This is a genomic window from Thiomonas sp. (assembly GCF_054608695.1).
This window is the reverse complement of sequence record NZ_JBTRXV010000105.1, coordinates 1-11,981: the sequence shown is the minus strand read 5'-3', so window position 1 is coordinate 11,981 and position 11,981 is coordinate 1. Positions and strand designations below refer to the sequence as shown.

Below are 11,981 nucleotides of genomic sequence, written 5' to 3'. Positions count from 1 at the left end.
GTTGGCCAGCGCTTCGAACAAGGTGGGAAAACGTGGCGGCTTCACACCACGGAAACGCGTCGCCAGTGGCGCGAGCGCGGCGTCGCCGGCAACGAAACGGTAAAAGCCATCGAGATCGACGTCCAGCATCGGTCCGCGGATAGACCGTGGACGTCGGCATGGTGTTTCTCCATCATTTCACACAGGCCATCATCATGTCCGTTTTGCAAAACCCCCGCAGTCAAACATGCATTGTGTTTACTTCTTTAATGGCTTAGGCTGCCATGGCTTGCACGCATGTACGCGTGCAGTGCACCAACACCTGCGCTGGTAACAGCGGAAAAGTCATGGCCATGGATGGGTGCCCGCGCCGGCGAGCGCCGTTTTTTCAACAAGGTTCGACATGGAAATCAGCCTTCTTCCCGGATCATCCTTTGCAGCGGGATTCGACGCACCACTGGACATGCTTTCGGCCTGCCACGGACGCATCGAAAAACAATGCTCGACCCTGCGACGCCTGCCGGCTCATCTGGCCGAACATGGAGCCGATGTGGACGCCAGACAAGCCGCCGCGAACGTGATGCGCTATTTCGACACTGCAGGGCGCGATCACCACGCGGATGAAGAACGGGATCTGTTCCCCGCGCTGCTGGAATCGATGGCGGGCTCCGACCCCGTGTGCCTGCGCGACATCACTGTGGCACTGACCCATGACCATCGTGAACTCGATGCCGTTTGGCAGGTGTTGCGACCGCAACTGGAGAGCGTGACGCGGGGCGATGCGAGCGCGCTCGACGCTGTCGCGGTGGACGAATTCATCGTTCGTCATACGCGCCACATCGCGCGTGAAGAAAACGAGCTCCTCCCCATGGCCAAACGGCTCTTGAGCGAGGAGCAACTCCAAGGCATCGGGAAGGCCATGCGAGCGCGGCGCGGGGCGTGAAACATCCTTCACGGGCAAGAGGCAGCGTTCATGCAGGCATTCTTCCTTTTGATCGGGATCAAAAAACCGTTGCGCGAAGTTGAGGGCTGGTGCTGGGCAGATGGAACAGCTCGATTTGATCCTTGCGTTCAGCCACCCAGGCCTTGACGATTCTGCTGGGATGAACCCGCAAGTTGTCCAGCATCGGAAAAACCTTTTTGCCCGCATCTTGGATCAAGGCTTGCAAGAATTCGACGAGCCTGTCGGCGTCGAACGCATCGTCAATGCTCATCCAGCGGGTCTTGCCCTGGTTGGTCACCGGGGCGATCATCAAAAGTTTTTGCCGGGTGCTGCCCACGGTCCTGGCAACGGGTGGTTTGCCAGCCGGAGCGAAGCTCCTGCCGCGCACGTCGGTGTTGACCCGTGCGGTCTCATCGCCCCAATGGATTTCAGCCCCTTCCTGACGGGCACGTTGCTCGATGGCAGGATATTCGCCCTCTAACCAGGCTTGCACGGCCTCGGGGTTTTGTTCATAGGCCCGCTTGATGGGCTTTTGCGGCGTCAAGCCCCAGCGCTTGACGCCCTTGCCGACGCTGTGCACGTGCAGCTTGATGGCGTACTTCTGCTCGATGAGTTGGCCAACGGCTGCCCGGCTCCAGAGGAAGAATGGCGCACTGAATGGTGTCCTCTTGGACCTGGCTCAGGATGCGCCCCACGCCTTTGCTGCCCCCACGCAAGGCCGGCCGAATGGCAGTCCAGCCGCCTGCATGGAAGAGGTCAATCCAGGCACGCACAGCCGGGTCGCTCAAACCCGTCATGGCAACAATCTGCATGATCCCGATGGCCTTTTGATGCAACCTCACGACTTGCTTGCGGCGCTCGCGGAGTTGCTCCGGGGTTTGCTTTCTTGCGTTTTCTTTTTCCAGGATTCTCGAATTCGGAAGATCCAGGAAAGTTCATATTTCATTGGGCCGCATCAATAACGCATCCTGCCCTCTCACTTGGGGAGGCACAACCGCCGTTGCGCTGCCCCCTGAAAACCACCACATGATGGTCAGGAGTCCAATTCACCCTGAGAGGAGAGATTGGACGATGAAGAAGCGATTCACAGAGGGAGCAGGTCATTGGATTCCTGCGTGAGGCTGCCGCAGGCCTTGCAGTGAAGGAGCTGTGCAGGAAACACGGCTTCAGTGAAGCGAGCTGCTACGGCTGGAAGGCGAAGTTCGGCGGGATGAAGGTCTCCGACGCACAGCGTCTCAAGGCGCTGGCAGGGCAGCACCGCCGCCACGGCTATTGCATGCTGCACAGCCGGCTGCGCCATGAGGGCTGGCAGGTCAACGTCAAGCGCACCTACCGGCTCTACCGGCAGGAGGGCCTCATGGTTCGTCAGCGCCGGCGCAAGAAACTGCCCGTGCCAGACAGGCAGCCGCTGGTGCGCCCGCAGTTACCTAACGCGGTGTGGAGCATGGACTTTGTTTGCGACGAATTGGCCAACGGTCGCAAGGTCAAGACATTGACTGTGGTCGATGACTGCACGAAAGAATCCGTGCAGATCGTGGCCGACACTTCGATCCCTGCGCTGTATGTCACGCGCGTGCTCGATCAGGTGGCTGCCGATCGCGGGCTGCCCAAGGTCATCAGGACGGACAACGGCCCTGAGTTCGCAGGCCGCAAGATGCAGAACTGGGCGGCCAGGAATCAGGTCGAGCTGCGATTCATCCAGCCCGGCAAACCGGTGCAGAACGCCGACATTGAGAGTTTCAACAGCCGGTTTCGGGATGAATGCCTGTCGCAGCACTGGTTTGCCAGCCTGAGCCACATGCGCTCCATCATCGCCAACTGGCGGGACGACTACAACCATCACAGGCCGCACAGCACGCTGGGCTATATCCCGCCGGCCAAGTTCGCCGCGCTGACGGCACTGCCACACCAGATCAGAACACCTAACTACGATTCAACCCACGGACTCTGAACCGTCGTGCTGCTAAAGCCGGGGGCAGCGCAGTGGCGCTTTGGCCGTTCCAACGAAAGCCTGGACGCTGCCCAGGGCCAGCTCTTCGACGCCAAGGTGGCACAACTCGCCCCAAGCACCGGCAAGACGCACCGCGCCTATGTGTGGGTGTACCGCAGCGCGCTCACCCCGGCGGTGGTGTTTGACTACTGCACCAGCCGTGCCGGTGAGCATGCTCGCCACTTCCTGCAGGATTGGTCAGGGACGTTGCTGAGCGCTGACTTCAGCGGCTACAAGGCCTTGTATGCCCAGGGCCGCGTGGTCGAGTCCGGCTGCTGGGCGCACGCGCGACGACGTCATGGCCGCGCAGCAAGACGGCCGCATCGCCCCCCCGATGTGACCTGGCATGTAGCGGCCAGGCGCAACCTCATCCAGAAGCTTCCCGACGGTGCGGGCAAAGCCATTGCCCAACAAATTGAGCGCGCCAAAGCCCGGGTGCGTGCGCGGGTGGAACACATCTTCCACGTCATCAAAAACCGCTTCGGATTCAAGAAGGCCCGCTGGCGTGGTCTGGCGAAAAACGCCCAACTGACCGAGGAAAACGGCCGAACGAGCGATCGGACTGACGCAAATCGGCGCAGGTCATCGCTGGATCATCAAATTTGGCTCACACATCGAATAGTTCAGCGTGTCCTATAGGGCTTCTCAGTATTTCCATTCGTCTCGTTGACATAACCATCAAGGGACAGCGTCATACCAGAAATCACAGAAGACATTGGTTTCTCCTCCTTTCGATCGCTCACAGATTTTACTGAACATCTATGAGCAAGATTCCCTTCTCGCCCTAGTGAAAAACTGCCCTATCCTAAAGGATTCCTGGACTTTTTCCGTCACGACGCCAGACCACAGTTTCATGTTGCAACTCCTCGTCGGGTGCCCGCAACGGACGGAATAGGCCTCATCCACAGTGGACGCTAGCCCTTGATCACGCGGTACCGCAGGTGCGTCACGCCCGGTGCGTCGACGACCTTGATGAGGTCCAGCTCGACGTGGTTGGCCCCGAGGCGGTCGAACAGTCGCACCCCGGACCCGAATAGCACCGGCATCAGGTGGATCTGGATCTCGTCGAGCAGTCCGGCCCGCAGGCACTGCTGCGGCACGCTGGCGCCCATCAGGCTCACGTATTTGTCACCGACCGGCCGCCGCGGCCGCTTGCGCGACCGCACTCTCCACGCCGTCGGTGACGAAGGTGTAGCGGCTCTCGCCCTGGGGCACCTGGTCCGGGACGTGGTGGGTCACCACGAACAGCGGCAGCCTCGGCAGCGGACCGTTGCCACCCCAGCCATTCGCGATGTCGTACGTCCGCCGTCCCGTCACCACCGTCCCGATGGTGTCGATCAGCTCCTCGAACACCGCCGCGCTGGCCTTGTCGAGTTTGAAGGGCGGTACGGACACGCCCCGCGCCGCGGCCGCCTGGTCTGCGGAATCGGGGAGTCGCCGTCGAAGTACCAGTCGAACAACCGCATGCCGCCCTCGCCGAGCCCCTGCTCCGGTCCATCATTCGCGCCGGCGATGAACCCGTCCAGCGACATCGTCAGCGCCACGATCACCTTGGCCATGACCATCTCCTCTCGTTTGAATCAAGCATGTCGCCGAGTTCAGCCGCCAGCAGGCGCGAGAAGGTTTCGATATGGTCGTTCACAGCCGCTTCGTCCAGCGCATCGACTTCGGCCACCTCAGCCACGCCGCCAGTTGCGACGATGGCCTCGCGCACGCGTTCGAGTTTGGCGCGGCTGCGCCCGGCGATGAAAACCTGCGCGCCGTCGCGCGCGAACGCTCGCGCCACCGCGCCGCCGATGGCGCCGCCGCCACCGTGAATCACCGCCGTCTTGCCGTGCAGCGGCAGCGCGTTATGGCTGTTCACAGGCACGGCGCAGCCCCGCGATGTCGATCTTTTTCATCTGCAGCATCGCCTGCATGACCCGACTCGACTTGGCGGCATCGGGATCACTCAGCAAATCAATCAGCGCCCGCGGAACGATCTGCCACGACACGCCGTAGCGGTCCTTCAGCCAGCCGCATTGCTGCGCGGCCGGGTCGCCGCCCGCGCCGAGCGCGTTCCAGTAGTGATCGACTTCGGCTTGGTCAGCGCAATCGACGACGAAGGAAATGGCTTCGTTGAACTTGAACAGCGGCCCGGCGTTGAGCGCGGTGAAGGCCTGGCCGTCGAGCTCGAAGGCGACCGTCATCACCTGCCCGGCGGGCTGGCCGTGCACCGCGTTGCCGCCCTCGGGGTAGCGCGCGATCTGCGTGATCCTGGAATTCTTGAAGATCGAGACATAAAACCGGGCGGCTTCTTCGGCGCAGCCGTCGAACCAGAGGAAGGGCGTGATTTTCTGCATGGTGAATCTCCCTGCATCGACGCGGCATACCGCCGCGACCGTGGTGGCGGGCTGAACCGGGCTCGGACTTCGAGGGCCGTCCCCGGCTCGCGGCGCGACGTCCGGGGTTGGCTCAAGGTTGATGGCAAGGCGCCGCCTCGCGCACTTCCACCGTGGCCCATTGCGCGGCGGGACATTCTCGAGCCAGGGCGACGGCCTCTTCCTTGCTCGCGCAATCGACCAGAAAAAAGCCCCCGACCATTTCCCTGGCCTCGGCGAAGGGGCCGTCGCGCAGCACGGGCTGGCCGTTGCGCTGCTGCACGCGCACGCCGTGGCTGTCCGGGCGCAGCGATTCGCTGGCGAGCAGCAGACCGCGTGCGGCCAGACTCTCACCGAAGCGGGTCATGTCGGCGTACAGGGCGCGGCCCTCGGCCTCGCTGCGGGCCTCGCGCTGGCCGCGCGGCTCGACGATCAACAGCAGGTAGCTCATGGGATGCTCCCTGGTTTGCGGCGGCTACTGCATCGAATGCAGGCCGAACATATTGCCTTCGGTATCGAGGGCCAGGGCGATGTGGCCGTACTCGCCGATGGACGTTTTCTCCCGCTCGATGCGTCCGCCCGCCGGCACCACGCGGGCGGCTTCGACCGCGCAGTCGGCGCAGCTGAAATACACCAGCACGCTGTTGCCGCCGGACGGCACGCCGGGCATTTTCACCAGGGCGCCGGCGGCGCCCCAGCGGTCCCTGAACATGGGGAAGGCCCACAGCTCCATGCCGGACGCCTGCATCGAGGCGGGGGTGCCGAGCCGTTCCAGTTTGTGCTGCAGCACGGCTTCATAGAACTTGCGGGCGCGGGGCAGGTCCTGCACGTAAATCTCGAACCAGCCGACGGGGTTGTGTTCCATGGTGTTCTCCTACGCGAGGACGTTGAAGTCTCGGTTTGCGCAACGCCGCTCAGCCCATGGCCTTTGCTGCCGCGGTCTGGATCTGTTCCGGGCTGAGGTCGCGCACATGGGTGGCCACCGCCCAGTGGTGGCCGAAAGGATCCTCGATCTGGCCGTAGCGATCGCCCCAGAACATGTCGGCCAGCGGCATGGTGATTTTCGCGCCGGCGTCCACCGCGCGCGCGAAGGTGGCATCGGCATCCTGCACCTGCAGGTGAATGGTCACCGGCGAGCCCTTCAGCGCCTGCGGGCCGAGCGCGCCGTGCTCGGGCATCTCGTCGAACAGAAACAGCTGCGAGTCGCCGATCAGCACGCAGGCGTGGATCAGCTTGCCGTCCGGCGTCGGCAGGCGGAATCGCTCGATGGCGCCGAAAGCGCGGCGGTAGAAGTCGATCGCCGCCGCGGCGTTGCGGCAGACCAGATGCGGCGTGAGGCTGTGCATGCCGTCGGGGATGGCTTTGACCTTGCTCATGGGACTCTCCTGGGAGTGGCTGGCAATGGGCGCGTTGTGTCGCGCCCTATGGATACGACGCGCGAGGTCGCGCAAATTCGACAGCGCGGGCGAATTTATTTCGACGCCGCCAGTTCGCGGAAGCGCTCGACCTCACCGGAGGGCGCGAAGTCGTCCAGCTCGAACAACTGCCGAACCTCGATCTCCGCCGGCTGGCCTGGCCCCACCGGATTGGGAAAGCGCCGCGCCCATTCCAGCGCCTCCTCGCGTGATGCCACCTGGATCAGCGTGTAGCCGGCGATCAGTTCCTTGGCCTCGGTGAACGGGCCGTCGCTGATGCTGCGGCGCTCGCCGTCGTAGCGCACGCGCCAACCCTGGCGGCTGGGCTGCAGGCCGTTGGCGTCGAGCAAGGCGCCGGCGCGCGCCAGCTCCTCGTGGTAGGCGGCCATCTCGGCGAATACCGTGGGGTCGGGCTGGAAGCCAGTGCTGGCCTCGGCCTCGAATTCAGGGGTGGATTTGACGATGAGCATGAAGCGCATGGCGGTCTCCTGCTGGATGGGGTGACGGGGCAGCGCCAATGGCCGCGCCCTGCCGATACGACGCGCCAGGCGATGGCGGATCGACATCACGCGGCCCAATATGTGGCCAGCCACCAAATTTTGCACCGCGGCCCGTGACGCCCGCAATCACGCATTCATGGCGCCCAAGGCGCCTTGCTTGCAGCTCCAGCCCTGCGCGCCTCATAGGTCTTCAGATGGGCATAAGCGATGGAAAGCAGAGAGGCGCCACTCGACTCAAGCCCGGCTTCAGCTCGACGTTGGAGCATGTCGCCCACGATGTGGTCGGCTTCGATGCGGGAGTCGTTCTCGATGTCACGAAGCATCGAGGCCGTCAAGGTGGAACCTTCCGTGGTCAGGATTTCGCGCGTGCGCCCCAAGAATGCCGCGCGCGGGGCATACCCCGCAGCCTGACTGACGGCGAGACAAGCTTCGAGCAGCCCCTCGATCACGGCCTTGCCCGAAGGCGCGGCAAGGATGGCGCCAATGGGCGCGCGCATCAGGCAGGTGCTGGCGGCCAGGGTCGTCAGGAACACCCACTTCTCCCACATCTCGTGGACGATCTGCTGGCTCGCGCGGACGTCGACCTTGGCACCGGCGAAGGCTTCGGCAATGCTGCGCACACGCTCCGAGCGTTCGCCATCGCGCTCTCCGAACATCCTCTCCGAACACCAGGTGATGCGTGTCGTTCAGGTGCACGATGACACCCTCGGCATCGAGGGTGGCCGCGATCATGCATTGACCGCCGAGGACGCGTTGGCGTCCGAATGCCGTGTCCAGCGCATCCAGGTGACGCATGCCGTTGAGCAAAGGCAGGACGGCTGTTTCCGGACCCACGGCCGGCGCCATGCCACGGATCACGTCATCCAGGTCGTAAGCCTTGCAGCTCAGCACGATGAGGTCGAAGTGGGTGCGCAGATTCTCCGCCTGGACGGTGGCCGGATCGTGCATGGCGATGTGGCCGAGCGGACTCCGGATGTGCAAACCGGAGCTCCCGAGCTGCTGCGCGCGGCGCGCGCGCACGAGAAAGGTCACGTCCTGGCCTGCTTGCAGCAGCCGGCCGCCAAAATAGCCGCCGATCGCTCCGGCGCCGATGACCAGTATTCGCATGATCGAGGTCCTTTGCGAGTCAAGCCGTAACCACGCGCACCGCGTGACTGCGGCTGCGCAGCACCAGCACGGCGGCAACCAATCCGAGGATGCCGGAGAGGGTCGTGGCCAAGGCGTAATTGCCGTAGCTGCGGCGCAGGATCCCTCCCATCAACGCGGCAAAGGCCGCCACGATCTGGTGACCGGCCACGATCCAGCCGAACACGATGGGCGCCTCGCGGCTGCCGAACGCATCGTTCGTGAGGCGACGGCCGGCGGCACGGTGGCCACCCAATCCAGCCCGTAGAACAGGGCGAAGACCGGCAGGCCGAAGTCACCCAGGCCGAAGGCATAGGGCAGGTAGATGAGCGCCAGGCCGCGCAGGCCGTAGTACCAGAACAGCAGCACGCGGTTGTTGAAGCGGTCGGACAGCCAGCCAGAGAGCGTGGTGCCCACGAGATCGAGGGCGCCCATGGTGGCCAGGATGCCGGCGCCCTGCACCGGCGTCAGGCCGTGGTCGCCGCACATGGCAATGAAGTGCGTGCCGATATAGCCGTTGGTGGTCGCGCCGCAAATGAAGAAGCTGAAGAAGAGCAGCCAGAAGTCGCGCACCTTCACGGCTTTGCCGAGGGCGCCGAAGGCCATGGCGATGGGGTTGGTCTTCGGTGCCTCGGCCTGGGCTGGCGCGTCGTCGGCTTCTCCGTAGCGCTGCGGGACAAGCATCACGCTCGGTGCGGCACGCGTGCCGGCCGTGATGAGCATGACGAGAAAGGTCACGCCAACCACGACCCAGGCGTAGTGAAAGCGCAGATGATTCCGGAGGGCGAGGGCGCGCATGGGGTGTGTCTTTCCGAGCTTGTTCAAAGGGTTGGCGGCCAAGTTGAACCGGCCACATCGTTCAGCGGTAATGGCGATCAGACTCCCCTGGCCATGTTGTTTCCAGCCTTGGCATGGAGCCGTTTGCGACAAGCTGGCTCATGAGCATTAGGGCGACGCTGAACAAGTTCCCGTGATGCAGCGCGCCGCGCATCGGGATGGGATGCAAGGCGCAAACCACAACCATAGCCCAAGCTATGGCACGGCTTTGCTACCCTTGCCGACTTTGTCCACCTCCTGTGGGGCATGCTGGCTTTTCTGGCCGTGTTGGCCGGGCTCTACCGCGCCCAGACCCGCCGCCCCATGGTTTTTGCACCAGGGGCCGCGCCCTATGGCCAGCCGCAGATGCCCGGTTATCCGCCGGGGGTCAATCCGGGTGGCTATCCCATGGCGCAACAGCCCGGCATGGGCGGTGGGTCAGGCCTGATGGGGACCTTGGGCGCAGGGCTCGCTGCAGGGGCAGGATTCGCTGTGGGTGAAACCCTGGTGGACAAGCTGTTCGATCACGGCGCAACGAGTGCCGGGCAGGGCGGCATCCTGCCCAGTTCTGGCAGCACCTCGGATGCACCCGTTCCCGACGATCAGAACTTTGGGCTCACCGATGTGTCGAGCTGGTCGGATGACAGCAGCGCCGACGCCGGCGGGGCGGATGGTTCGTGGTCGGATAGCCGAGCGGCCGCCGACCTCTTGCAACGTCAGGATCGCGTGCTCGAGCTTGGAGTTATGCGGGCAGTGACGGAGCATTGCGCAATGTTGGCTGCGGCCAGGCATGGCAGTGACGCCATGATGGCCGCCTTGTCCAGCGGCTTCTCGGTGGAGAAATCAAAGTCCACCGAATGGCGATGCCCGATGCGCAAGGCGATGGCCGTACCGCCATAGAGAACGAGGCCCAGCTTGACCAAGGGCTTCAACTGCGGCCAGAGTTCACGCCGCGCCGGTGGCAGAATGTCCAGACGCGGGCGAAAGCTCATAAAGCAAACGCTGCGGCAGCGCCGGCATCGACTGGTTTGGACTCACCAGCCCCAGGCGGTCGTGCCAGAAATGCCAGGACGGCGGGCTGAACCAACCGGCCTCGGCGTGTCGCAGTGCGTCGCGCAGGGCATCATGGCCTAGAGCCTTCTCCATCGCGTGCACATCGTCCCAGTCGCCCATATCCATGATTTGCGCGACCAACCGTCGCGGATAGAGCATGGCGTCCTCGGGCTCTTTCCACCAGATGTAGGTGCGAGCCAGGCGGAACAACAAATCGGATGATGCGGGCGTCAAAGCGTTTTCCATTCCATGGGCCGATGGGCCAATTTTACGGCGAGGGTCAAGGGCAAAAAACCCGCTTGAACGCGAATGCCTCTCGCGTAGGACCGTTTTTCAGGAGGAGGTCCAATTTGAGTTTGGCTTCATCAACAGTCGGACGATGATTGCGGACGACCCACCACAGCACGGCATGGGCTTGGGCCAAGCCCGTGAACCACGCTTTCCGTCGCCGTACAAATTCGGCATGCTCGCCCCTGTAGACAAAACGACTCAGTGCGTCGGGATCCTGCCATACGGATCAATGAAACAAGATGGGATGCGTCGATTGCAGCAGCACATCGGCATCGCCGGCCTCAGGTTGATACGCCCATATAAAACCCGGTGCGGCTGCGGCGAGTGCGTTGATGCGCTCTCGATTGGCAACAAAATCGGCCATCACAGGGGAGTCCAGTGGCGCCCTGGCCACAGCAATATTGAGTTGGGCTAACTGATAGGGCATCGATTTTGCTCAGCGGTGAGCCATTCCTGATTCAGGCCCTAGCGACGGTCGCGTCAGGGTTGTTCGGTACCCTGCGGTTGGCACTGCCTGAATAGCCCGAATCGGGATTGAGGCAGTAACGGCACTCATTAAGTCCTATCCCGAGCATTTCACATTCTCGAAGCCTAAGAACGGAATCGTTGAAATTCGAGACTTCGGAACTACTGGCGTCGTCGCGTTTGCACGCGGCTGCCCGTTCTCCGTGATGCAGACCGGAAAATTGCAAATAAGCGGGCATAGGGTTCAGGTGAAGCCTGAGTACCGCGATCAAGCCCTAGAAGCGATCGACGACGTTGTTTCAAAACTTTAGGTCGTGTCCAAAAGGCATAACCCTGCAGTCCACCGGACGCTGTGCGATAAAGCCGCGCAGCGCCGGTGACCTCCACGTTATATGTAAGGAAAGAACATGGAGCAGCCGAGCGTAAGCAACCCAATCCGAGACGAAGAGAAAGGCATCACGACACGATCCAGAACTGCACTGACAGGATTCGAAATCGCTCTGACAGGCGCATCGACAGGCATCACGACAGGCGTGCTGACAGGTGCATCTTTATTGAGATAACCGTCAAGAAAGAAGTACAGGGTAGGGGGCCGTGTCCACAAGCCTCGAACCCACCCCGCTTGCGCGGTGTGAGTTCTGCGTTTGTGCCCCCGTCCCCACCTGCTCAGGCTTCGCCCGAAACCCGAAAGGCGATGTTCTCGGGCTGCGCCCTTGAACGTGAAAGGTAGGGGCAAGAGATGGCGGGCTCAACATGACGTCAGATTACGCACTCGGAATTCATGAGAGGCTCATTTCAAAACGTCGAAGCAGCTTCAGAAAACGACCTCTGGATCCAATTGACGAACTGCTGGGTGAGCGTGTGACTTGCTCGATGAGATGGCAATAGAAGGTTTGGCCCCGTGGGTAGAGGTACTCGAACTGGCGACGCAGCGCGCAACTTGCCACTGGCCAGATAGGGGGCAACCAGGCACTCCCGTCCCATCAACAGACCGTCGCCGTCCAATGCCGCCTGCAAAGCCATGCTGTAGAGCGAAAACCGCGG

13 protein-coding genes and 6 pseudogenes are annotated in these 11,981 nt (G+C 62.8%); 3 read left to right on the top strand and 16 right to left on the bottom strand.

Translation table 11 applies throughout. The annotated features are described in order from the left end of the window. Positions 1 to 382 precede the first annotated feature (382 nt). On the top strand, positions 383 to 922 hold the full coding sequence (locus tag ACYCUK_RS21055; RefSeq protein ID WP_461596590.1) for a hemerythrin domain-containing protein: 540 nt from the start codon (positions 383 to 385) through the stop codon (positions 920 to 922). 76 nt (positions 923 to 998) lie between these two features. On the opposite strand, the pseudogene ACYCUK_RS21050 reads toward ACYCUK_RS21055, so the two are convergent. Continuing rightward, positions 999 to 1,827, bottom strand: a pseudogene (locus tag ACYCUK_RS21050) (IS630 family transposase); the annotation flags it as partial. 166 nt (positions 1,828 to 1,993) lie between these two features. Here ACYCUK_RS21050 and ACYCUK_RS21045 point away from each other — a divergent pair. Together ACYCUK_RS21045 and ACYCUK_RS21040 are read left to right on the top strand one after the other, a co-directional pair. Beyond that, positions 1,994 to 2,873 (top strand): annotated as a pseudogene (locus tag ACYCUK_RS21045) (IS3 family transposase). A gap of 87 nt (positions 2,874 to 2,960) precedes the next feature. Continuing rightward, positions 2,961 to 3,551: pseudogene (locus ACYCUK_RS21040) on the top strand (IS66 family transposase); the annotation flags it as partial. A 275-nt stretch (positions 3,552 to 3,826) separates the two neighbouring features. Here the strand turns inward: ACYCUK_RS21040 and ACYCUK_RS21035 are convergent. The 15 genes and pseudogenes from ACYCUK_RS21035 to ACYCUK_RS20965 all read right to left on the bottom strand — a co-directional run. Next, positions 3,827 to 4,024, bottom strand: coding sequence for a dihydrofolate reductase family protein (locus ACYCUK_RS21035; protein ID WP_461596589.1), 198 nt, complete (start codon positions 4,022 to 4,024; stop codon positions 3,827 to 3,829). A 16-nt stretch (positions 4,025 to 4,040) separates the two neighbouring features. Next, positions 4,041 to 4,307: a hypothetical protein gene (locus ACYCUK_RS21030; protein ID WP_461596588.1), complete on the bottom strand. Its 267-nt coding sequence runs from the start codon at positions 4,305 to 4,307 to the stop codon at positions 4,041 to 4,043. Further along, positions 4,250 to 4,471, bottom strand: coding sequence for a hypothetical protein (locus tag ACYCUK_RS21025; RefSeq protein ID WP_461596587.1), 222 nt, complete (start codon positions 4,469 to 4,471; stop codon positions 4,250 to 4,252). The genes ACYCUK_RS21030 and ACYCUK_RS21025 overlap by 58 nt, the downstream gene beginning before the upstream one ends. Further along, positions 4,459 to 4,782, bottom strand: coding sequence for an SDR family NAD(P)-dependent oxidoreductase (locus ACYCUK_RS21020; protein WP_461596586.1), 324 nt, complete (start codon positions 4,780 to 4,782; stop codon positions 4,459 to 4,461). The genes ACYCUK_RS21025 and ACYCUK_RS21020 overlap by 13 nt, the downstream gene beginning before the upstream one ends. Beyond that, positions 4,763 to 5,254: a VOC family protein gene (locus ACYCUK_RS21015; RefSeq protein ID WP_461596585.1), complete on the bottom strand. Its 492-nt coding sequence runs from the start codon at positions 5,252 to 5,254 to the stop codon at positions 4,763 to 4,765. The genes ACYCUK_RS21020 and ACYCUK_RS21015 overlap by 20 nt, the downstream gene beginning before the upstream one ends. Before the next feature lie 112 nt (positions 5,255 to 5,366). Next, on the bottom strand, positions 5,367 to 5,723 hold the full coding sequence (locus tag ACYCUK_RS21010) for a YciI family protein (RefSeq protein WP_461596584.1): 357 nt from the start codon (positions 5,721 to 5,723) through the stop codon (positions 5,367 to 5,369). A 24-nt stretch (positions 5,724 to 5,747) separates the two neighbouring features. Then, a complete protein-coding gene (locus tag ACYCUK_RS21005) occupies positions 5,748 to 6,137 on the bottom strand; it encodes a VOC family protein (protein ID WP_461596583.1) in 390 nt (129 codons plus the stop codon). 49 nt (positions 6,138 to 6,186) lie between these two features. After that, positions 6,187 to 6,648: a VOC family protein gene (locus ACYCUK_RS21000; protein ID WP_461596582.1), complete on the bottom strand. Its 462-nt coding sequence runs from the start codon at positions 6,646 to 6,648 to the stop codon at positions 6,187 to 6,189. Between the two features lie 95 nt (positions 6,649 to 6,743). Beyond that, on the bottom strand, positions 6,744 to 7,166 hold the full coding sequence (locus ACYCUK_RS20995) for a YciI family protein (protein ID WP_461596581.1): 423 nt from the start codon (positions 7,164 to 7,166) through the stop codon (positions 6,744 to 6,746). Between the two features lie 155 nt (positions 7,167 to 7,321). After that, positions 7,322 to 8,294 (bottom strand): annotated as a pseudogene (gene panE / locus ACYCUK_RS20990) (2-dehydropantoate 2-reductase). A 19-nt stretch (positions 8,295 to 8,313) separates the two neighbouring features. After that, a pseudogene (locus ACYCUK_RS20985) lies at positions 8,314 to 9,113 on the bottom strand (MFS transporter); the annotation flags it as partial. A 731-nt stretch (positions 9,114 to 9,844) separates the two neighbouring features. Then, entirely contained in the window at positions 9,845 to 10,120 is a 276-nt protein-coding gene (locus tag ACYCUK_RS20980) for a nucleotidyl transferase AbiEii/AbiGii toxin family protein (RefSeq protein ID WP_461596580.1), read from the bottom strand. Then, positions 10,074 to 10,415: a hypothetical protein gene (locus tag ACYCUK_RS20975; RefSeq protein ID WP_461596579.1), complete on the bottom strand. Its 342-nt coding sequence runs from the start codon at positions 10,413 to 10,415 to the stop codon at positions 10,074 to 10,076. The genes ACYCUK_RS20980 and ACYCUK_RS20975 overlap by 47 nt, the downstream gene beginning before the upstream one ends. Positions 10,416 to 10,461: 46 nt before the next feature. Next, positions 10,462 to 10,899: pseudogene (locus tag ACYCUK_RS20970) on the bottom strand (DUF3291 domain-containing protein). Positions 10,900 to 11,732: 833 nt separating this feature from the next. Continuing rightward, the coding region (locus tag ACYCUK_RS20965; protein ID WP_461596578.1) for a type 2 periplasmic-binding domain-containing protein at positions 11,733 to 11,981 on the bottom strand (249 nt) is incomplete at its 5' end.

Bases quoted from the DNA above. Each gene is read 5' to 3' on its own strand.
- ACYCUK_RS21055 (WP_461596590.1), top strand. From the start codon at position 383: ATGGAAATCAGCCTTCTTCCCGGATCATCCTTTGCAGCGGGATTCGAC.
- ACYCUK_RS21035 (WP_461596589.1), bottom strand. From the start codon at position 4,024: ATGGGCGCCAGCGTGCCGCAGCAGTGCCTGCGGGCCGGACTGCTCGAC.
- ACYCUK_RS21025 (WP_461596587.1), bottom strand. From the start codon at position 4,471: ATGGCCAAGGTGATCGTGGCGCTGACGATGTCGCTGGACGGGTTCATC.
- ACYCUK_RS21015 (WP_461596585.1), bottom strand. From the start codon at position 5,254: ATGCAGAAAATCACGCCCTTCCTCTGGTTCGACGGCTGCGCCGAAGAA.
- ACYCUK_RS21010 (WP_461596584.1), bottom strand. From the start codon at position 5,723: ATGAGCTACCTGCTGTTGATCGTCGAGCCGCGCGGCCAGCGCGAGGCC.
- ACYCUK_RS21005 (WP_461596583.1), bottom strand. From the start codon at position 6,137: ATGGAACACAACCCCGTCGGCTGGTTCGAGATTTACGTGCAGGACCTG.
- ACYCUK_RS21000 (WP_461596582.1), bottom strand. From the start codon at position 6,648: ATGAGCAAGGTCAAAGCCATCCCCGACGGCATGCACAGCCTCACGCCG.
- ACYCUK_RS20995 (WP_461596581.1), bottom strand. From the start codon at position 7,166: ATGCGCTTCATGCTCATCGTCAAATCCACCCCTGAATTCGAGGCCGAG.
- ACYCUK_RS20980 (WP_461596580.1), bottom strand. From the start codon at position 10,120: ATGAGCTTTCGCCCGCGTCTGGACATTCTGCCACCGGCGCGGCGTGAA.